The organism is Streptomyces griseomycini, assembly GCF_014203535.1.
GTDB classification, from domain to species: domain Bacteria; phylum Actinomycetota; class Actinomycetes; order Streptomycetales; family Streptomycetaceae; genus Streptomyces; species Streptomyces griseomycini.
Window position 1 is genome coordinate 140,296 of record NZ_JACHJI010000002.1, and the last position, 12,382, is coordinate 152,677.

The following is a 12,382-nucleotide window of genomic DNA, read 5'->3' on the forward strand; positions in this document are numbered from 1 at the left end:
CATGCCCCCCGTCTTCGCACACGGACGCCTCCGCCTGTACCTGCTGAAGCTGCTGGACGAGGCACCGCGCCACGGCTACGAGGTGATCCGCCTCCTCGAGGAGCGTTTCCAGGGGCTGTACGCGCCGTCGGCCGGCACGGTCTACCCGCGCCTGGCCAAACTGGAGGCGGAGGGCCTGGTCACCCACACCGCCGAGGGGGGCCGCAAGGTCTACTCGATCACGGACGCCGGACGCGCCGAACTGGCCGACCGCAGCGGTGAGCTGGCCGACCTGGAGCTGGAGATCCGGGAGTCGGTCGCCGAGCTCGCCGCCGAGATCCGGGCCGACGTCAGCGGTGCCGCGGGCGATCTGCGCCGCGAGATGCGGGCCGCGGCGAGCAAGGCCCGCCAGAGCCACCGGAACGGGACGTCCGGTGAGGAGGGCGTCCTCGGCGACTTCACCGGCCTCGGCGACAAGGACGCCTGGCGCGTCGCCAAGGAGGAGATGCGCCGCGCCAAGCAGGAGTGGAAGGAACAGGCCCGGCGCGCCAAGGACGAGAGCCGTCGCGCCCGCGAGGAGGCCCAGCGCGCCCGCCGCCAGGCCCAGGAGGCCCAGGACCGGGCACAGGAGGAGGTGCAGCGCATCGCGCGACGGGTCCAGGAGCAGATGCAGGACCACTTCGCCCGGGGCGACTGGCCGACGGGGCTGCGCGAGGGTCTGAGCGAGCTGGCCAAGGAGATGGGTGAGTTCGGCAAGGACTTCGCCTTCGGCCGCGCCGGCGCGGGGACCGCCGACCGGACCTCCCGGCCGTCGTACTCCCACACCCCCGAGGACTTCCCCGCCGACTACACCCCGGCCTGGGCGCACGAGGGCGCCACGGACTCCACCGGTGACCCGGCCCGCGACCTGGACCGGCTGCTGGACCGCTTCCGGGACGACATCCGCGACGCGGCCCGCGACCACGGCATCACCCCGGACCAGCTCCGCGACGCCCGCGGCCATCTGTCCACGGCCGCGGCCCGGATCGGGGCGATGCTGCGCACACCGAGGTCCTGAGCCCGGCGACGGGCCGGATCCCGGCGGTACGCCCGGGGCCCGGCCCGCGCGACCGAGGGCCGGGCCGTGCGACCGGGAGCCGACGCGGCCGGGACCTCACCCATGCCGTCGGACGCCGCCGGTCGATTCCGCCCCGCGGTATCCGGCCCCTGTGAGCCCGCGCCCGCCCGGGGGCCTGCGGCCGCGGATGGGGCACCTTCCCGGAAAGGGCCGCGTCCGGCGGATCCATGCCCCGGGTCCGCCGGACGCGCCGGTGGTGTCCCCGTGCCGTCGGACGGAGCCTGCCCGCGTCAGGCGCACGCCTCCCCCGGGCCGCCGAGCACCCTGGTCAGCGACGCGAGGGTCACCCCGTGGTCGGCGAGCACCTCGGCGGGGACGCCGGGGCGGACGGTCAGGGCGAGGAGGATGTGCTCGTCCCCGATGTGCCGCTCGCGCCGGGCGAGGGCGACGCGCAGGGCCTTCTCCAGCACCTCCTTGGCGTCCTTGCCGAAGCCGGGACGCCCCGACCACCAGACCTTGTCCTTCCGGTCGCCGGACATCGCACCGACACCATGGGTCTCCTCCACCCGGGCGACGATCTCCGAGACGTCGATGCCCAGCCCGGCGAGGGCGTCGGTCTCGGCCTGCGACAGTCCGGCGCGGCGGCGCGCTTCCTCCAGGGCCCGCCGCACCGACTCCTTGCGCTCACCGGCCCCGAGCGCCGCCAGCGCGAAGGAGGCGCGGCTGCCCTCACGGTCCAGCAGGGCGAGCAGCAGGTGCTCGGCGCCGACGGTCCGCGCCCGCGCCCCTTCGGCGCACTCGAGCGCCCCCTTCACCACCGCACGGGCGTCCTTCGTGAACCGCTCGAACATCAATGCCTCCCGTACTTCTTGTGCACGGCCTGCCTGCTGACCCCGAGCTCGGTGGCGATCTCCTGCCACGACCAGCCCTGATTGCGCGCGTTGCGCACCTGCACGGTCTCCAGTTGTTCCAGCAGCCTGCGCAGCGCGGCGACGGCCCGCAGGCCGACCCGTGGATCGCGGTCGCCCGCGCGCTCGGCGAGGTCGGTTGCCTCAGTCATGATGTCAACTTACGTTGACACCCCTCTCGTGTCAACCCAAGTTGACACGCCGACGGCCGGCCCGGAGATCCGGACCGGCCGTCGGGAGACGAGCCGCACCCCGCCGTCAGGGGTTCCCGCGTCAGGGGGCGCCAGGGCGGGTGCGTCAGGGGTTCGTGAGCACGATCTTGCCGAACAGCTCGCCGCCCTCCATCCGTTCGAACCCCTCCCGGGCCCGGTCCATGGGCAGCACCTCGTCGATGACGGGACGCACACCGGTGGCGGCGCAGAAGGAGAGCAGGTCCTCCAGCTCGTCCTTGGTCCCCATCGTCGACCCGACGACCTTCAGCTCGAGGAAGAAGATCCGGGTCAGCTCGGCGTGCGAGGGCCGGTCCCCGCTCGTGGCCCCGGAGATGACGAGCGTGCCGCCGGGCCGCAGCGACTTCACCGAGTGGGACCAGGTGGCGGCCCCCACGGTCTCGATGACCGCGTCGACCCGCTGCGGCAGCCGCGCACCGGACTCCAGCGCCTCCACGGCGCCCAGCTCCAGCGCCCGCTTGCGCTTGGCCTCGTCCCGGCTGGTGGCGAAAACCCGCAGTCCCGCGGCCTTCCCCAGCGCGATCGCGGCGGTGGCGACTCCCCCGCCGGCCCCCTGCACCAGCACCGAGTCACCGGGCCGGACCCCGGCGTTGGTGAACAGCATCCGGTAGGCGGTCAACCAGGCCGTGGGCAGACAGGCCGCCTCCTCGAAGGACAGCTCCTTCGGCTTGGGCAGCACGTTCCAGGTGGGCACGGCGACCTGCTCGGCGAAGGTGCCCTGGTAACGCTCGGTCAGGATGGACCGGGGCTCCTTCGGCCCCACCCCGTGACCGCTCTGCCCGATCACCGAGTGCAGGACGACCTCGTTGCCGTCCTCGTCCACCCCCGCGGCGTCGCAGCCGAGGATCATCGGCAGTTTGTCCTCCGCGAGGCCTACGCCGCGCAGGGACCAGAGGTCGTGATGGTTGAGGGAAGCGGCCTTGACCGTGACGGTGCTCCAGCCGGGACGGGCCTCGGGAGCCGGACGCTCTCCCGACTCCAGGCCGGTGAGCGGCTGGTCGCGGTCGATTCGGGCGGCGTAGACAGCGAACATGACCTTGACGATAGGTTCCCCGCCCCGCGGAAGGAACCACGGCCCGCTGTGAGACACGCCCTCTTGCCAGGGAGCGGTGACGCCCACCCGGCCGGTCCGGCCTCCCGGCGAGGAACCCACGGCAAAGGAATCGGCCCCGTCCACCGGAACTCGGGTCCGGTGGACGGGGCCGATGACGAACCGCGCGCCTCAGCGGCGGGCGACCCCCTCCGCCCGGGCGGCCGCGGCCACCGCCGCCGTCACCGCGGGGGCGACCCGCTCGTCGAACGGGGACGGGATGACGTAGTCGGCGGCGAGGTCGTCGCCCACCACCGACGCCAGCGCCTCGGCCGCCGCCAGCTTCATCCCCTCGGTGATCCGGGAGGCCCGCACCTGCAGCGCCCCCGCGAAGATCCCCGGGAACGCCAGCACGTTGTTGATCTGGTTCGGGAAGTCCGACCGGCCGGTGGCCACGACCGCCGCGTACTTGTGCGCGACCTCCGGGTGCACCTCCGGGTTCGGGTTGGCCATGGCGAAGACGAACGCGCCCTCGGCCATCGACGCCACCGCCGGCTCCGGGACCGTGCCGCCGGAGACGCCGATGAAGACGTCGGCCCCGGCCAGCGCGGCCTCCAGCGTGCCGGAGAGCCCGGCCTTGTTGGTGAACGACGCCAGTTCCCGCTTGATCGGCGTGAGGTCCTCGCGGTCCCGCGACACCACGCCCTTGCGGTCGGCCACCGCGACGTCCCCGATGCCGGCCTCGACCAGCATCCTGGCGATCGCCACACCGGCCGCGCCGGCACCCGAGATCACGGCCCGCAGGTCGCCCAGCGTGCGCCCGCTCAGCCGCGCGGCGTTGCGCAGCGCCGCCAGCGTCACGACCGCCGTGCCGTGCTGGTCGTCGTGGAAGACCGGGATGTCCAGCCGCTCCTGCAGCCGCCGCTCGATCTCGAAGCACCGGGGCGCCGAGATGTCCTCGAGGTTCACCCCGCCGAAGGACGGGGCGAGCCGGACCACGGTCTCGACGATCTCGTCGACGTCGGTGCAGTTCAGCGCGATCGGGACGGCGTCCACGCCGCCGAACTGCTTGAAGAGGATCGCCTTGCCCTCCATCACCGGGAGGGAGGCCTCGGGCCCGATGTCCCCGAGCCCGAGCACGGCCGTGCCGTCCGTCACGACGGCGACGACCGACGACTTCCACGTGTAGTCGTGGACGAGTTCCGGCTGCTCGGCGATCGCGCTGCACACCTTCGCGACGCCGGGCGTGTAAGCCAGGGACAGATCGTCCTTGTCGCGGACCGGCACGGTGGCCTGCACGGCCATCTTGCCCCCGCGGTGCAGCGCGAACGCCGGGTCGAAGGAATCGAGGGGCTCGGCCCCGCTCTCCTGCTCCGTATGACCCTGCAGGCTTTCGCTGTCGCTGCGAGGATTGACAATCTCCGCTGCCACTTGGTTTTACCCCTTAAGTGTTTCGGTTTGAGGGTTGCCGCTCCTGGTGAGGAGCGGGCGGGACCGCGCAAGGCCCGGAGGGTTGATGCGTACGGGCCGAACACGACGGGCACGCCGCACACGTGCCCTGAGCCCCGGATGAGGGGTGTAAAGAACCTTCTTACCGGACGGACGCCGTCGGCGACGAGTCCATAACGCGAAGGTCACATGACGACACCCCGAATCATCGCCCGATATCAGGACAAGACCTGGACGAACTCCCAGCAAGCCCGCAAGTGCAGCAAAGGGAGCGGTGCACACGTCCGCATCGCGGGATTCACCGAAGATCTTCCGGCCGGAATGATTGATTCCCGCAGAGTGTCCGGTCGTGATGTACCGGAGTGGTGCGGTTCGAGAGTCACCCGTTATCCGATTTTGACATCGCGATCCCCCTGAATGGTTCAGTCCGAATGGCAAGATGCGGTAATCACACGAGGTCGCGACACTCGAAGACGCGTGCTCTCGTCGACCCGCGGCGACACCGCACGGCAGTCGCCGGCCCCATCGGCAACTCCACCCATCCGCCGGAGGAACCCACCATGACCGCAAGCACCACCCGTCGTACCACCGCCGCGCGCTCCCGGACAGCAGCGGTCGGCGCGATCGCGGTCGCAGGCGCACTGCTTCTCACCGGCTGCGGTGACCAGACCAAGGACAACGGCTCGGGCGGCAAGGACACCGCGTCGACGAGCGCCGCCCCGCTGGCCGACAAGCTGCCCCAGGCGATCCGCGACAAGGGCGTCATCAAGGTCGGCTCGGACATCGCGTACGCCCCGGTCGAGTTCAAGGACGACTCCGGCAAGACGGTCGGCATCGACCCGGACATCGCGGCCGCCATGGGCAAGCAGCTCGGCGTGACGTTCGAGTTCCAGAACGCCACCTTCGACACCCTCATCGGCGGTCTCGCCTCCAAGCGCTACGACATCGCCATGTCGGCCATGACCGACACCAAGGACCGCCAGGAGGGCATCGACTCGGACACCGGCAAGAAGGTCGGTGCGGGCGTCGACTTCGTCGACTACTTCACCGCGGGCGTCTCGCTCTACACCAACAAGGGCGACGACCAGGGCATCAAGACCTGGGACGACCTGTGCGGCAAGACCATCGCCGTGCAGCGCAACACCTTCTCCCACGACCTCGCCAGCGAGCAGGCGAAGAAGTGCGAGAAGGACGGCAAGAAGACCCTGAAGATCGAGGACTTCGCGACCAACCCCGAGGCCGAGACCCGGATGCGCTCCAAGGGAGCGGACGTCGTCTCCGCCGACTTCCCGATCGCCGCGTACTCCGTGAAGAACTCCGGCGGCGGCGAGTACTTCGAGATCGTCGGCGACCAGGTCGAGGCGGGCCCGTACGGCATCGCCGTCGCCAAGGACAACACCGAGCTGCGCGACGCGCTGCAGGCGGCGGTCCAGGCCATCATCGACAACGGCGAGTACAAGAAGATCGTCGAGAAGTGGGGCGTCGCGGACGGCGCGGTCACCGAGGCCAAGATCAACGGCGGTTCCTGACCCGCCCCGTTCGACTCGGCTCTGAAAGGCTCCACCCGTGACTGTTGACGTCAACAAGACGAGCGGTCCCGGCGCGACGCCCCCCGCCGGGCCGGAGGCCATCAAGGCCATTCCGGTCCGGCACCCGGGGCGGTACGTGTCCGCGGCCGTCGCGCTCGCCCTCCTGGGCGCGGTCGTCTACGCCTTCGCGCAAGGCAGGATCAACTGGGGTTCGATCCCCGAGTACTTCTTCGACGACCGCATCCTCGACGGTGTCTGGAACACCCTGCTGCTCACGGTGCTGTCGATGGTGATCGGCATCGTCGGCGGCATCCTGCTCGCCGTGATGCGCCTGTCGAAGAACCCGGTGACCTCGTCCATCGCCTGGTTCTACATCTGGTTCTTCCGCGGCACGCCGGTCCTGGTCCAGCTCTTCGTCTGGTTCAACCTCGGACTGGTCTTCGAGTACATCAACCTGGGCCCGATCTACAAGGACTACTGGTCGTCCTTCATGACGCCGCTGCTGACGGCGCTGCTCGGCCTGGGGCTCAACGAGGCCGCGTACATGGCCGAGATCTGCCGCGCCGGCCTGCTCTCGGTGGACGAGGGTCAGACGGAGGCCTCGCACGCCCTCGGCATGAGCCACACGAAGACGCTCCGCCGGATCGTGATCCCGCAGGCGATGCGTGTGATCGTGCCGCCCACGGGCAACGAGGTCATCAACATGCTGAAGACCACCTCGCTGGTCTCGGCGGTGCAGTACTACGACCTCTTCAAGCAGGCCCAGGACATCGGGCAGAGCGCGGGCTCGCCGGTGGAGATGTACTTCCTCGCCGCCGCCTGGTACCTGATCATGACCTCGATCCTGAGCGTCGGGCAGTACTACATCGAGCGGTACTACGCCCGTGGCTCCAGCCGCACCCTGCCGCCGACGCCGCTGCAGCGCTTCAAGGCGGCCGTACTGCCCACGCGCCGCCCGAAGGGAGTCACGGCATGACGCAGTCCTCCCCCGCCATGGTCAAGGCGGAGGGCGTCCACAAGTCCTTCGGCCACGTCGAGGTCCTCAAGGGCATCGACCTGGAGGTGAGGACCGGCGAGGTGTTCTGCCTCATCGGCCCCTCCGGCTCCGGCAAGTCGACCTTCCTGAGGTGCATCAACCACCTGGAGAAGATCAACGCCGGCCGTCTGTACGTCGACGGCGACCTGGTCGGCTACCGCCAGAAGGGCGACAAGCTGTACGAGCTCAGGGACAGCGAGGTCGCCCTCAAGCGCCGGGACATCGGCATGGTCTTCCAGCGCTTCAACCTGTTCCCGCACATGACGGCCGTCGAGAACGTCATGGAAGCCCCGGTGCAGGTCAAGGGCGTGAGCAAGGCACAGGCCAAGGAGCGCGCGATGCAGCTCCTGGAGCGCGTGGGCCTCGGCGACAAGGCCAGGAACTACCCCTCGCAGCTCTCCGGCGGCCAGCAGCAGCGCGTGGCGATCGCCCGGGCGCTCGCCATGGACCCCAAGCTGATGCTGTTCGACGAGCCGACCTCGGCCCTCGACCCGGAGCTGGTCGGTGACGTCCTCGACGTCATGCGCGACCTCGCCGAGTCGGGCATGACGATGGTCGTCGTCACCCACGAGATGGGCTTCGCCCGCGAGGTGGGCGACAGCCTGGTCTTCATGGACGGCGGCGTGGTCGTCGAGTCGGGCGACCCGCGCCAGGTGCTGACCGACCCGCAGCACGAGCGGACCAAGTCGTTCCTGTCCAAGGTGCTCTGAGCGAAAGCGCGAAGGGGCGGTACGGATTCCCGTACCGCCCCTTCTGCCGTCGGCTACCTCAGCGCCAGCAGCAGCGTGTCCGACGGCGAGCACCACACCGGCCGGGCCTCGGCGAACCCCTTCTCGCGCAGCACGCGCGCGTGCCAGGCCGCGGACGGCGTGTCGCCGTCGGCGTGCTCGCCGTAGATCGCGAAGCGGCGGGCCGTGGGCTCGGCGAGGACGGGGTCCTCGGCGGCGAGCCGCCACCACTCGGTCCAGTCGAGGGCGCCGTCCCGCTTGGCCCGGTCCTGACGGGCGTGGCGCTGGGCGCGCTCGGCCGCGTTGATCCTGGGCGTGGTCTCGTCGATCATGTGGTCCGCGTTCATGAAGACACCGCCGTCGCGGACCAGGCCCGCGATGTGCCCGTAGAGGTCCGCGAGGGGTTCCCGGTGCAGCCAGTGGAGGGCGGTCGCGGTCAGCACGGCGTCGTAGGAGTCGTACGGCAGCGCCCGTGCCCAGCCGGGGTCCTTGAGGTCGGCGGTCACGAAGGTGACCCGCCCGTCGCCCGCGAAGGTGCCCTCGGCGATGGCGAGCAGCGCCGGGTCCAGGTCGACGCCGGTGCTGGTGGCGTCCGGGAACCGGGCGAGCAGCCGGGCCGTGATGCTTCCCGTGCCGCACGCGAGGTCCAGCACGCGCGGGGAGGTGCCGACGAGGGCCTCCACCATGTCGAGCATCACCCGGAACCGCTCCTCGCGGTCGGGCATGTACCACTCCTGCTGCCGGTCCCAGCTCTCCTGCCAGGCGTGCCAGTCGACAGTGGTCGTGGTGTCCGCGTCCGTCATCGAGCCCCTCCCTCGCGTACGTCACGTAATACCCTGGAAGCACGATCGTCTGTTACCCGACCGCACGCACGACCATAGAGCCCCTGCGTAAGGACTACAAGTGGAACTGGCCTATTACTCCGATTACGCCGTACGCCTCGTCAACACCGAGGAACCGGCCCGGGGGAAGGACACCCTGACGTCGATCGACGCGGTCCGCGACCTCTTCGGCGGCAACCAGTCGGCTGCGCGCCGCACGACCGAGGCCGACGTCACCCGGTTCCGCTCCGTCCGGGCCCGGCTGCGCGCGGTCTTCGAGGCGGCGGACGGCGGTGACGAGACCCTCGCCGTGGACCTGCTGAACTCGCTGCTGCTGGAGTTCCCGGTGAGCCCGCAGATCTCCGGGCACGACTTCCGGGACGACGACGGCCGCCCGCTGTGGCACATGCACCTGGCCGACCACCCGTCCAACGCGACCGCCGGTTACGCCGCCATCGCGGCGATGGGCCTGGCCTTCCACCTCACCGAGTACGGCGTGGACCGCCTCGGCCTGTGCGAGGCGCCGCCCTGCCGCAACGCCTACCTGGACACCTCGACCAACCGCTCCCGACGCTACTGCTCCGACCGCTGCGCCACCCGCGCCAACGTGGCGGCCTACCGCGCCCGCAAGCGCCTGGAGGCCGACCGGACCGACCGCGCGGCCCGGCCGGAGAGCACCGGCCGGGCCGCCGACAGCGCCCAGACCACCAGGGCCGGCAACGAACGCTGAGCCGGCCTGCGCGGCCGGTACCGGAAGCGGACCCTGCCGAGCACCAGCTCGTCGGGGACGACCCCGTAGTCGGTGCTGTCGCCCCCGGCGTACGCGTTGTCACCGAGCACCCACCAGCCGCCCTCGCGCCGTTCCGCGGCCCGCTTCACCACGAGCAGGTCCTGCTGGAACGGATGCCGCAGCACGACCACGTCGCCGCGTTTGACCCGGGCTCCGTAGTGCACCAGGAGCCGGTCCCCGTGGTACAGCGTGGGCACCATGGACGGCCCCGTCACCTCGGCCACCCCGAAGGGCAACGGCGCCCTCACCCGCTCGGCGTCCTGCGACAGCTCCGGCATCACCCGGCACCTCCCGGTCTTTCCTCCACCAGTCCCAGTCTGACCCGGGACTTTTGTCCTAAGCCCACGGGGGCACTCGCGAAAACGGGTCTCCCAGGGAGTAATGTCCCCCCTGAGAAGACGATCACGAGGAAGGAATGCTCCATGCTTTCCCGCCTGTTTGCCCCCAAGGTCAAGGTCAGTGCGCACTGCGACCTGCCCTGCGGTGTGTACGACCCTGCCCAGGCCCGCATCGAGGCGGAGTCGGTGAAGGCCGTCCAGGAGAAGATGGCCGGCAACGACGACCCGCACTTCCAGGCGCGTGCCACGGTCATCAAGGAGCAGCGCGCGGAGCTCGCGAAGCACCACGTCTCCGTGCTCTGGAGCGACTACTTCAAGCCCCCGCACTTCGAGAAGTACCCGGAGCTGCACCAGCTGGTCAACGACACCCTGAAGGCCCTCTCGGCCGCCAAGGCGTCGACCGACCCGGCGACCGGCCAGAAGGCGCTGGACTACATCGCCCAGATCGACAAGATCTTCTGGGAGACCAAGAAGGCCTGATCGTGAATCACGCCTTTTGAGCTGCAGTTTCCTTGCTTGCAGTGTCTCCCTGACCGCACCCGGTCCGCAGTCCGCCGCGCACGGCGTCCTGACGGACCGGGTGCGGTCTTCTTCGCCCGGCCTCGGGTGGACGCAGCCCCGCTCCGCCTGCCGGCGTCGGTGGTCGGCCCCGCCCCGGCCCGGCCGCCGTCGGGATCGCCGGCGTCAGGGCTCGTGCGCCGTGCGGACCACGCCGTGGCGGCGGGACCGGGCGGCAGGTGGACCGTCATGATCAGGTGACAGGTCCCGCTGCCCGCGCCGCGGTAGGTGCGGGGGGTGTCGCCGTCGAAGGCGGCGGTCCGTCCCGCTTCCACGGGGTGTTGGGTGCCGTCGGCGACCGGGGTCATCCGGCCGGAGGTGACGCTGACGGTCTCCACGGCTCCGGCCCGGTGGGGACGGCTGGGACGTTCCTCGCCGGGCTCCGGTCGCCGGCGCCGGACCTCCCGCAGGTCCCACGCCCTGCGCGCCGTGGTGTCCGCCGCTCCGGCCTCGCTCGCGGTCGGGCCGCCGCCGTGGCCGGTGCTCGGCGCCTCGTCCGGCGCGGGCTCTCTCGCCCGGGGTGCCGCGTCCGGCGTCGCCTCGGCCGCCGCGTTCGCGCTGCTCCACCGCACGCCGGCGATCGGCCCGATGGACGCGTTCTCGCCCGTGACCGCGCCGGCGTCCGCCGTGCCGCCCGTCGGCGTGGGCCCGCTGCAGGGCGAGCACCTCGGCCTGGACGTGCCGACCGCCCGTCGGCGGCTCCGCCGCCTGGACCGCATCGTCCCCTGGAAGCCCTGACCAGCCCCGCCCCGACACACGAACGGACACCGCCCATGACCGCCTTCCGCCTCGCCCCCTCCGTCGCCGACGCCTTCCCCGACACCCTCATCGCCCTGGTCACCGCCACCGGCCTGCGCGGCCGTGAGCCCTGGCCCGACACGACCGCCGCCCTGGAGGGACTGGAGCGGCAGCTCGCCGACGGCACCTGGCAGCCCGCCGACGAGACCGACCCGCGCATCGAGGCGTGGCACGCCGCCTACCGCTCCTTCGGCACCAATCCCCGCCGCATCCGCCCCAGCGTCGACGCCCTCGGCCGGAGAATGTCCAAGAAGGCGACCCTGCCCCGCATCAATCCGGCCGTCGACTCCTACAACGCCGTCTCCGTCCGCCACGGTCTGCCCGCAGGCGCCTTCGACCTGGACCACGTCGTCGGCGACGTCGACATCCGCCACGCGGACGGCACCGAGTCCTTCACCCCGCTCGGCGAACCCGGCACCGTCGAGAACCCCGAGTCCGGCGAGATCGTCTACGCCGACGCCACCGGCGTCCTCACCCGCCACTGGAACCACCGTGACGCCCACCGCACCCGCGTCACCGAGGACTCCGTCCACGTCGCCTTCGTCCTCGAAACCCTCCACGCCACCCGCGACGGCGCCCTCCTGAAGGCCGCGACCGAGGAGCTGCAGGGCCTGCTCGCCCCGCATGCCGACCGGACCGCCGTGCACCACCTCAGTCCGGCACGGCCCCGAGCCGCCGTCTGAGGCCTCCCTCCTCACGACCGGGCAGCCGTGAGCGGTCACCCCGTCCTCGCCGTGCGGCGCCGACCCGGGGACCGGGCGCCGGGTCTCCCTGCCGTCCGGGAGCGGCCGGACCACCACGGGGTGGCCGGGTGCCCGCCGCCGTGACCGGGTGCCGCGGTGGTCCGCCCTCCGTCAGACGTTCCTCACGGTGGTCCGCCCCGGCTCCTGCGCGGGTGTCCTGTCCCCGGCGGCTCCGGGCCCTTCGGTCCCCGCGGCGCGCCGGGTGTCCTCCGCCCGGCCGGTTCCGCCGGGCTCCCGGGCGACGTAGTCCTCGCACTCCGGGTTGTGGCACGGGCCGGGCACCCACACCGGCACCCACGCGCCCAGCGTCTTGTGGCGCCGGACCACCGTCTGCACTGGCTGTCCACAGGCGGGACAGACGGGTTGTTCGCTGTCCATGCCCTCAGGG

14 protein-coding genes and 2 pseudogenes are annotated in these 12,382 nt (G+C 71.4%); 8 read left to right on the top strand and 8 right to left on the bottom strand.

The features are described from left to right. The first annotated feature begins 1 nt into the window (after nucleotide 1). On the top strand, nucleotides 2–1,036 hold the full coding sequence (locus tag FHS37_RS05130) for a PadR family transcriptional regulator (protein WP_184817840.1): 1,035 nt from the start codon (nucleotides 2–4) through the stop codon (nucleotides 1,034–1,036). A 290-nt stretch (nucleotides 1,037–1,326) separates the two neighbouring features. Here the strand turns inward: FHS37_RS05130 and FHS37_RS05135 are convergent, their stop codons facing one another. The 4 genes from FHS37_RS05135 to FHS37_RS05150 all read right to left on the bottom strand — a co-directional run bounded on the left by FHS37_RS05135 (nucleotide 1,327) and on the right by FHS37_RS05150 (nucleotide 4,635). After that, the gene (locus tag FHS37_RS05135; protein WP_184817841.1) at nucleotides 1,327–1,887 is read right to left on the bottom strand and encodes a Clp protease N-terminal domain-containing protein; all 561 of its coding nucleotides are present in this window, start codon (nucleotides 1,885–1,887) and stop codon (nucleotides 1,327–1,329) included. After that, the gene (locus FHS37_RS05140; RefSeq protein ID WP_030860301.1) at nucleotides 1,887–2,096 is read right to left on the bottom strand and encodes an HTH domain-containing protein; all 210 of its coding nucleotides are present in this window, start codon (nucleotides 2,094–2,096) and stop codon (nucleotides 1,887–1,889) included. Before FHS37_RS05140 ends, FHS37_RS05135 begins: the two co-directional genes overlap by 1 nt. A 145-nt stretch (nucleotides 2,097–2,241) precedes the next feature. Beyond that, nucleotides 2,242–3,207 carry a zinc-binding dehydrogenase gene (locus tag FHS37_RS05145; protein ID WP_184817842.1) on the bottom strand — a complete coding sequence of 322 codons (966 nt, stop codon included), beginning with the start codon at nucleotides 3,205–3,207 and terminating at the stop codon, nucleotides 2,242–2,244. A gap of 189 nt (nucleotides 3,208–3,396) precedes the next feature. Beyond that, the gene (locus FHS37_RS05150; RefSeq protein WP_184817843.1) at nucleotides 3,397–4,635 is read right to left on the bottom strand and encodes an NAD(P)-dependent malic enzyme; all 1,239 of its coding nucleotides are present in this window, start codon (nucleotides 4,633–4,635) and stop codon (nucleotides 3,397–3,399) included. Nucleotides 4,636–5,213: 578 nt separating this feature from the next. Between FHS37_RS05150 and FHS37_RS05155 the strand changes: the two genes are divergently transcribed. From FHS37_RS05155 to FHS37_RS05165, 3 genes are read left to right on the top strand one after another with little or no spacing between them, the layout of a single operon-like run. Then, a complete protein-coding gene (locus FHS37_RS05155; RefSeq protein ID WP_184817844.1) occupies nucleotides 5,214–6,182 on the top strand; it encodes an ABC transporter substrate-binding protein in 969 nt (322 codons plus the stop codon). A 37-nt stretch (nucleotides 6,183–6,219) separates the two neighbouring features. Next, nucleotides 6,220–7,158, top strand: a complete 939-nt coding sequence (locus tag FHS37_RS05160; RefSeq protein WP_184817845.1) for an amino acid ABC transporter permease — start codon at nucleotides 6,220–6,222, stop codon at nucleotides 7,156–7,158. Nucleotides 7,159–7,175: 17 nt separating this feature from the next. Next, the gene (locus FHS37_RS05165) at nucleotides 7,176–7,928 is read left to right on the top strand and encodes an amino acid ABC transporter ATP-binding protein (protein ID WP_184818752.1); all 753 of its coding nucleotides are present in this window, start codon (nucleotides 7,176–7,178) and stop codon (nucleotides 7,926–7,928) included. Nucleotides 7,929–7,981: 53 nt separating this feature from the next. Here FHS37_RS05165 and FHS37_RS05170 read toward each other — a convergent pair whose 3' ends face one another. Next, nucleotides 7,982–8,749 (bottom strand): class I SAM-dependent methyltransferase, encoded by a 768-nt coding sequence (locus FHS37_RS05170; protein WP_184817846.1) that lies wholly within the window; start codon nucleotides 8,747–8,749, stop codon nucleotides 7,982–7,984. 100 nt (nucleotides 8,750–8,849) lie between these two features. On the opposite strand from FHS37_RS05170, the gene FHS37_RS05175 reads away from it, so the two are divergent. Next, nucleotides 8,850–9,497: a CGNR zinc finger domain-containing protein gene (locus FHS37_RS05175; protein ID WP_184817847.1), complete on the top strand. Its 648-nt coding sequence runs from the start codon at nucleotides 8,850–8,852 to the stop codon at nucleotides 9,495–9,497. On the opposite strand, the gene sodX is transcribed toward FHS37_RS05175, so the two are convergent. After that, complete coding sequence (sodX, locus tag FHS37_RS05180; RefSeq protein ID WP_184817848.1) at nucleotides 9,383–9,835, bottom strand: nickel-type superoxide dismutase maturation protease; 453 nt, start codon at nucleotides 9,833–9,835, stop codon at nucleotides 9,383–9,385. The genes FHS37_RS05175 and sodX overlap by 115 nt on opposite strands. 144 nt (nucleotides 9,836–9,979) lie before the next feature. Here sodX and sodN point away from each other — a divergent pair, with 144 nt between their 5' ends. Next, nucleotides 9,980–10,375: a superoxide dismutase, Ni gene (gene sodN / locus FHS37_RS05185; RefSeq protein WP_004983535.1), complete on the top strand. Its 396-nt coding sequence runs from the start codon at nucleotides 9,980–9,982 to the stop codon at nucleotides 10,373–10,375. Between the two features lie 233 nt (nucleotides 10,376–10,608). Here the strand turns inward: sodN and FHS37_RS39115 are convergent. Next, nucleotides 10,609–10,857, bottom strand: a pseudogene (locus FHS37_RS39115) (cupin domain-containing protein); the annotation flags it as partial. On the opposite strand from FHS37_RS39115, the pseudogene FHS37_RS40730 reads away from it, so the two are divergent. Both FHS37_RS40730 and FHS37_RS05195 read left to right on the top strand, forming a co-directional pair. After that, nucleotides 10,856–11,125: pseudogene (locus FHS37_RS40730) on the top strand (EamA family transporter); the annotation flags it as partial. The pseudogenes FHS37_RS39115 and FHS37_RS40730 sit on opposite strands and share 2 nt — an antisense overlap. A 101-nt stretch (nucleotides 11,126–11,226) precedes the next feature. Then, on the top strand, nucleotides 11,227–11,934 hold the full coding sequence (locus tag FHS37_RS05195) for a B3/B4 domain-containing protein (protein ID WP_184817850.1): 708 nt from the start codon (nucleotides 11,227–11,229) through the stop codon (nucleotides 11,932–11,934). Nucleotides 11,935–12,105: 171 nt separating this feature from the next. Here FHS37_RS05195 and FHS37_RS05200 read toward each other — a convergent pair whose 3' ends face one another. After that, the gene (locus FHS37_RS05200; RefSeq protein WP_184817851.1) at nucleotides 12,106–12,372 is read right to left on the bottom strand and encodes a hypothetical protein; all 267 of its coding nucleotides are present in this window, start codon (nucleotides 12,370–12,372) and stop codon (nucleotides 12,106–12,108) included. Nucleotides 12,373–12,382: the final 10 nt, after the last annotated feature.

Excerpts from the sequence above, each read along its gene's own strand:
- FHS37_RS05130 (WP_184817840.1), top strand. The coding sequence starts at position 2 with ATGCCCCCCGTCTTCGCACACGGACGCCTCCGCCTGTACCTGCTGAAG.
- FHS37_RS05135 (WP_184817841.1), bottom strand. The coding sequence starts at position 1,887 with ATGTTCGAGCGGTTCACGAAGGACGCCCGTGCGGTGGTGAAGGGGGCG.
- FHS37_RS05140 (WP_030860301.1), bottom strand. The coding sequence starts at position 2,096 with ATGACTGAGGCAACCGACCTCGCCGAGCGCGCGGGCGACCGCGATCCA.
- FHS37_RS05145 (WP_184817842.1), bottom strand. The coding sequence starts at position 3,207 with ATGTTCGCTGTCTACGCCGCCCGAATCGACCGCGACCAGCCGCTCACC.
- FHS37_RS05155 (WP_184817844.1), top strand. The coding sequence starts at position 5,214 with ATGACCGCAAGCACCACCCGTCGTACCACCGCCGCGCGCTCCCGGACA.
- FHS37_RS05165 (WP_184818752.1), top strand. The coding sequence starts at position 7,176 with ATGGTCAAGGCGGAGGGCGTCCACAAGTCCTTCGGCCACGTCGAGGTC.
- FHS37_RS05170 (WP_184817846.1), bottom strand. The coding sequence starts at position 8,749 with ATGACGGACGCGGACACCACGACCACTGTCGACTGGCACGCCTGGCAG.
- sodX (WP_184817848.1), bottom strand. The coding sequence starts at position 9,835 with ATGCCGGAGCTGTCGCAGGACGCCGAGCGGGTGAGGGCGCCGTTGCCC.
- sodN (WP_004983535.1), top strand. The coding sequence starts at position 9,980 with ATGCTTTCCCGCCTGTTTGCCCCCAAGGTCAAGGTCAGTGCGCACTGC.
- FHS37_RS05195 (WP_184817850.1), top strand. The coding sequence starts at position 11,227 with ATGACCGCCTTCCGCCTCGCCCCCTCCGTCGCCGACGCCTTCCCCGAC.
- FHS37_RS05200 (WP_184817851.1), bottom strand. The coding sequence starts at position 12,372 with ATGGACAGCGAACAACCCGTCTGTCCCGCCTGTGGACAGCCAGTGCAG.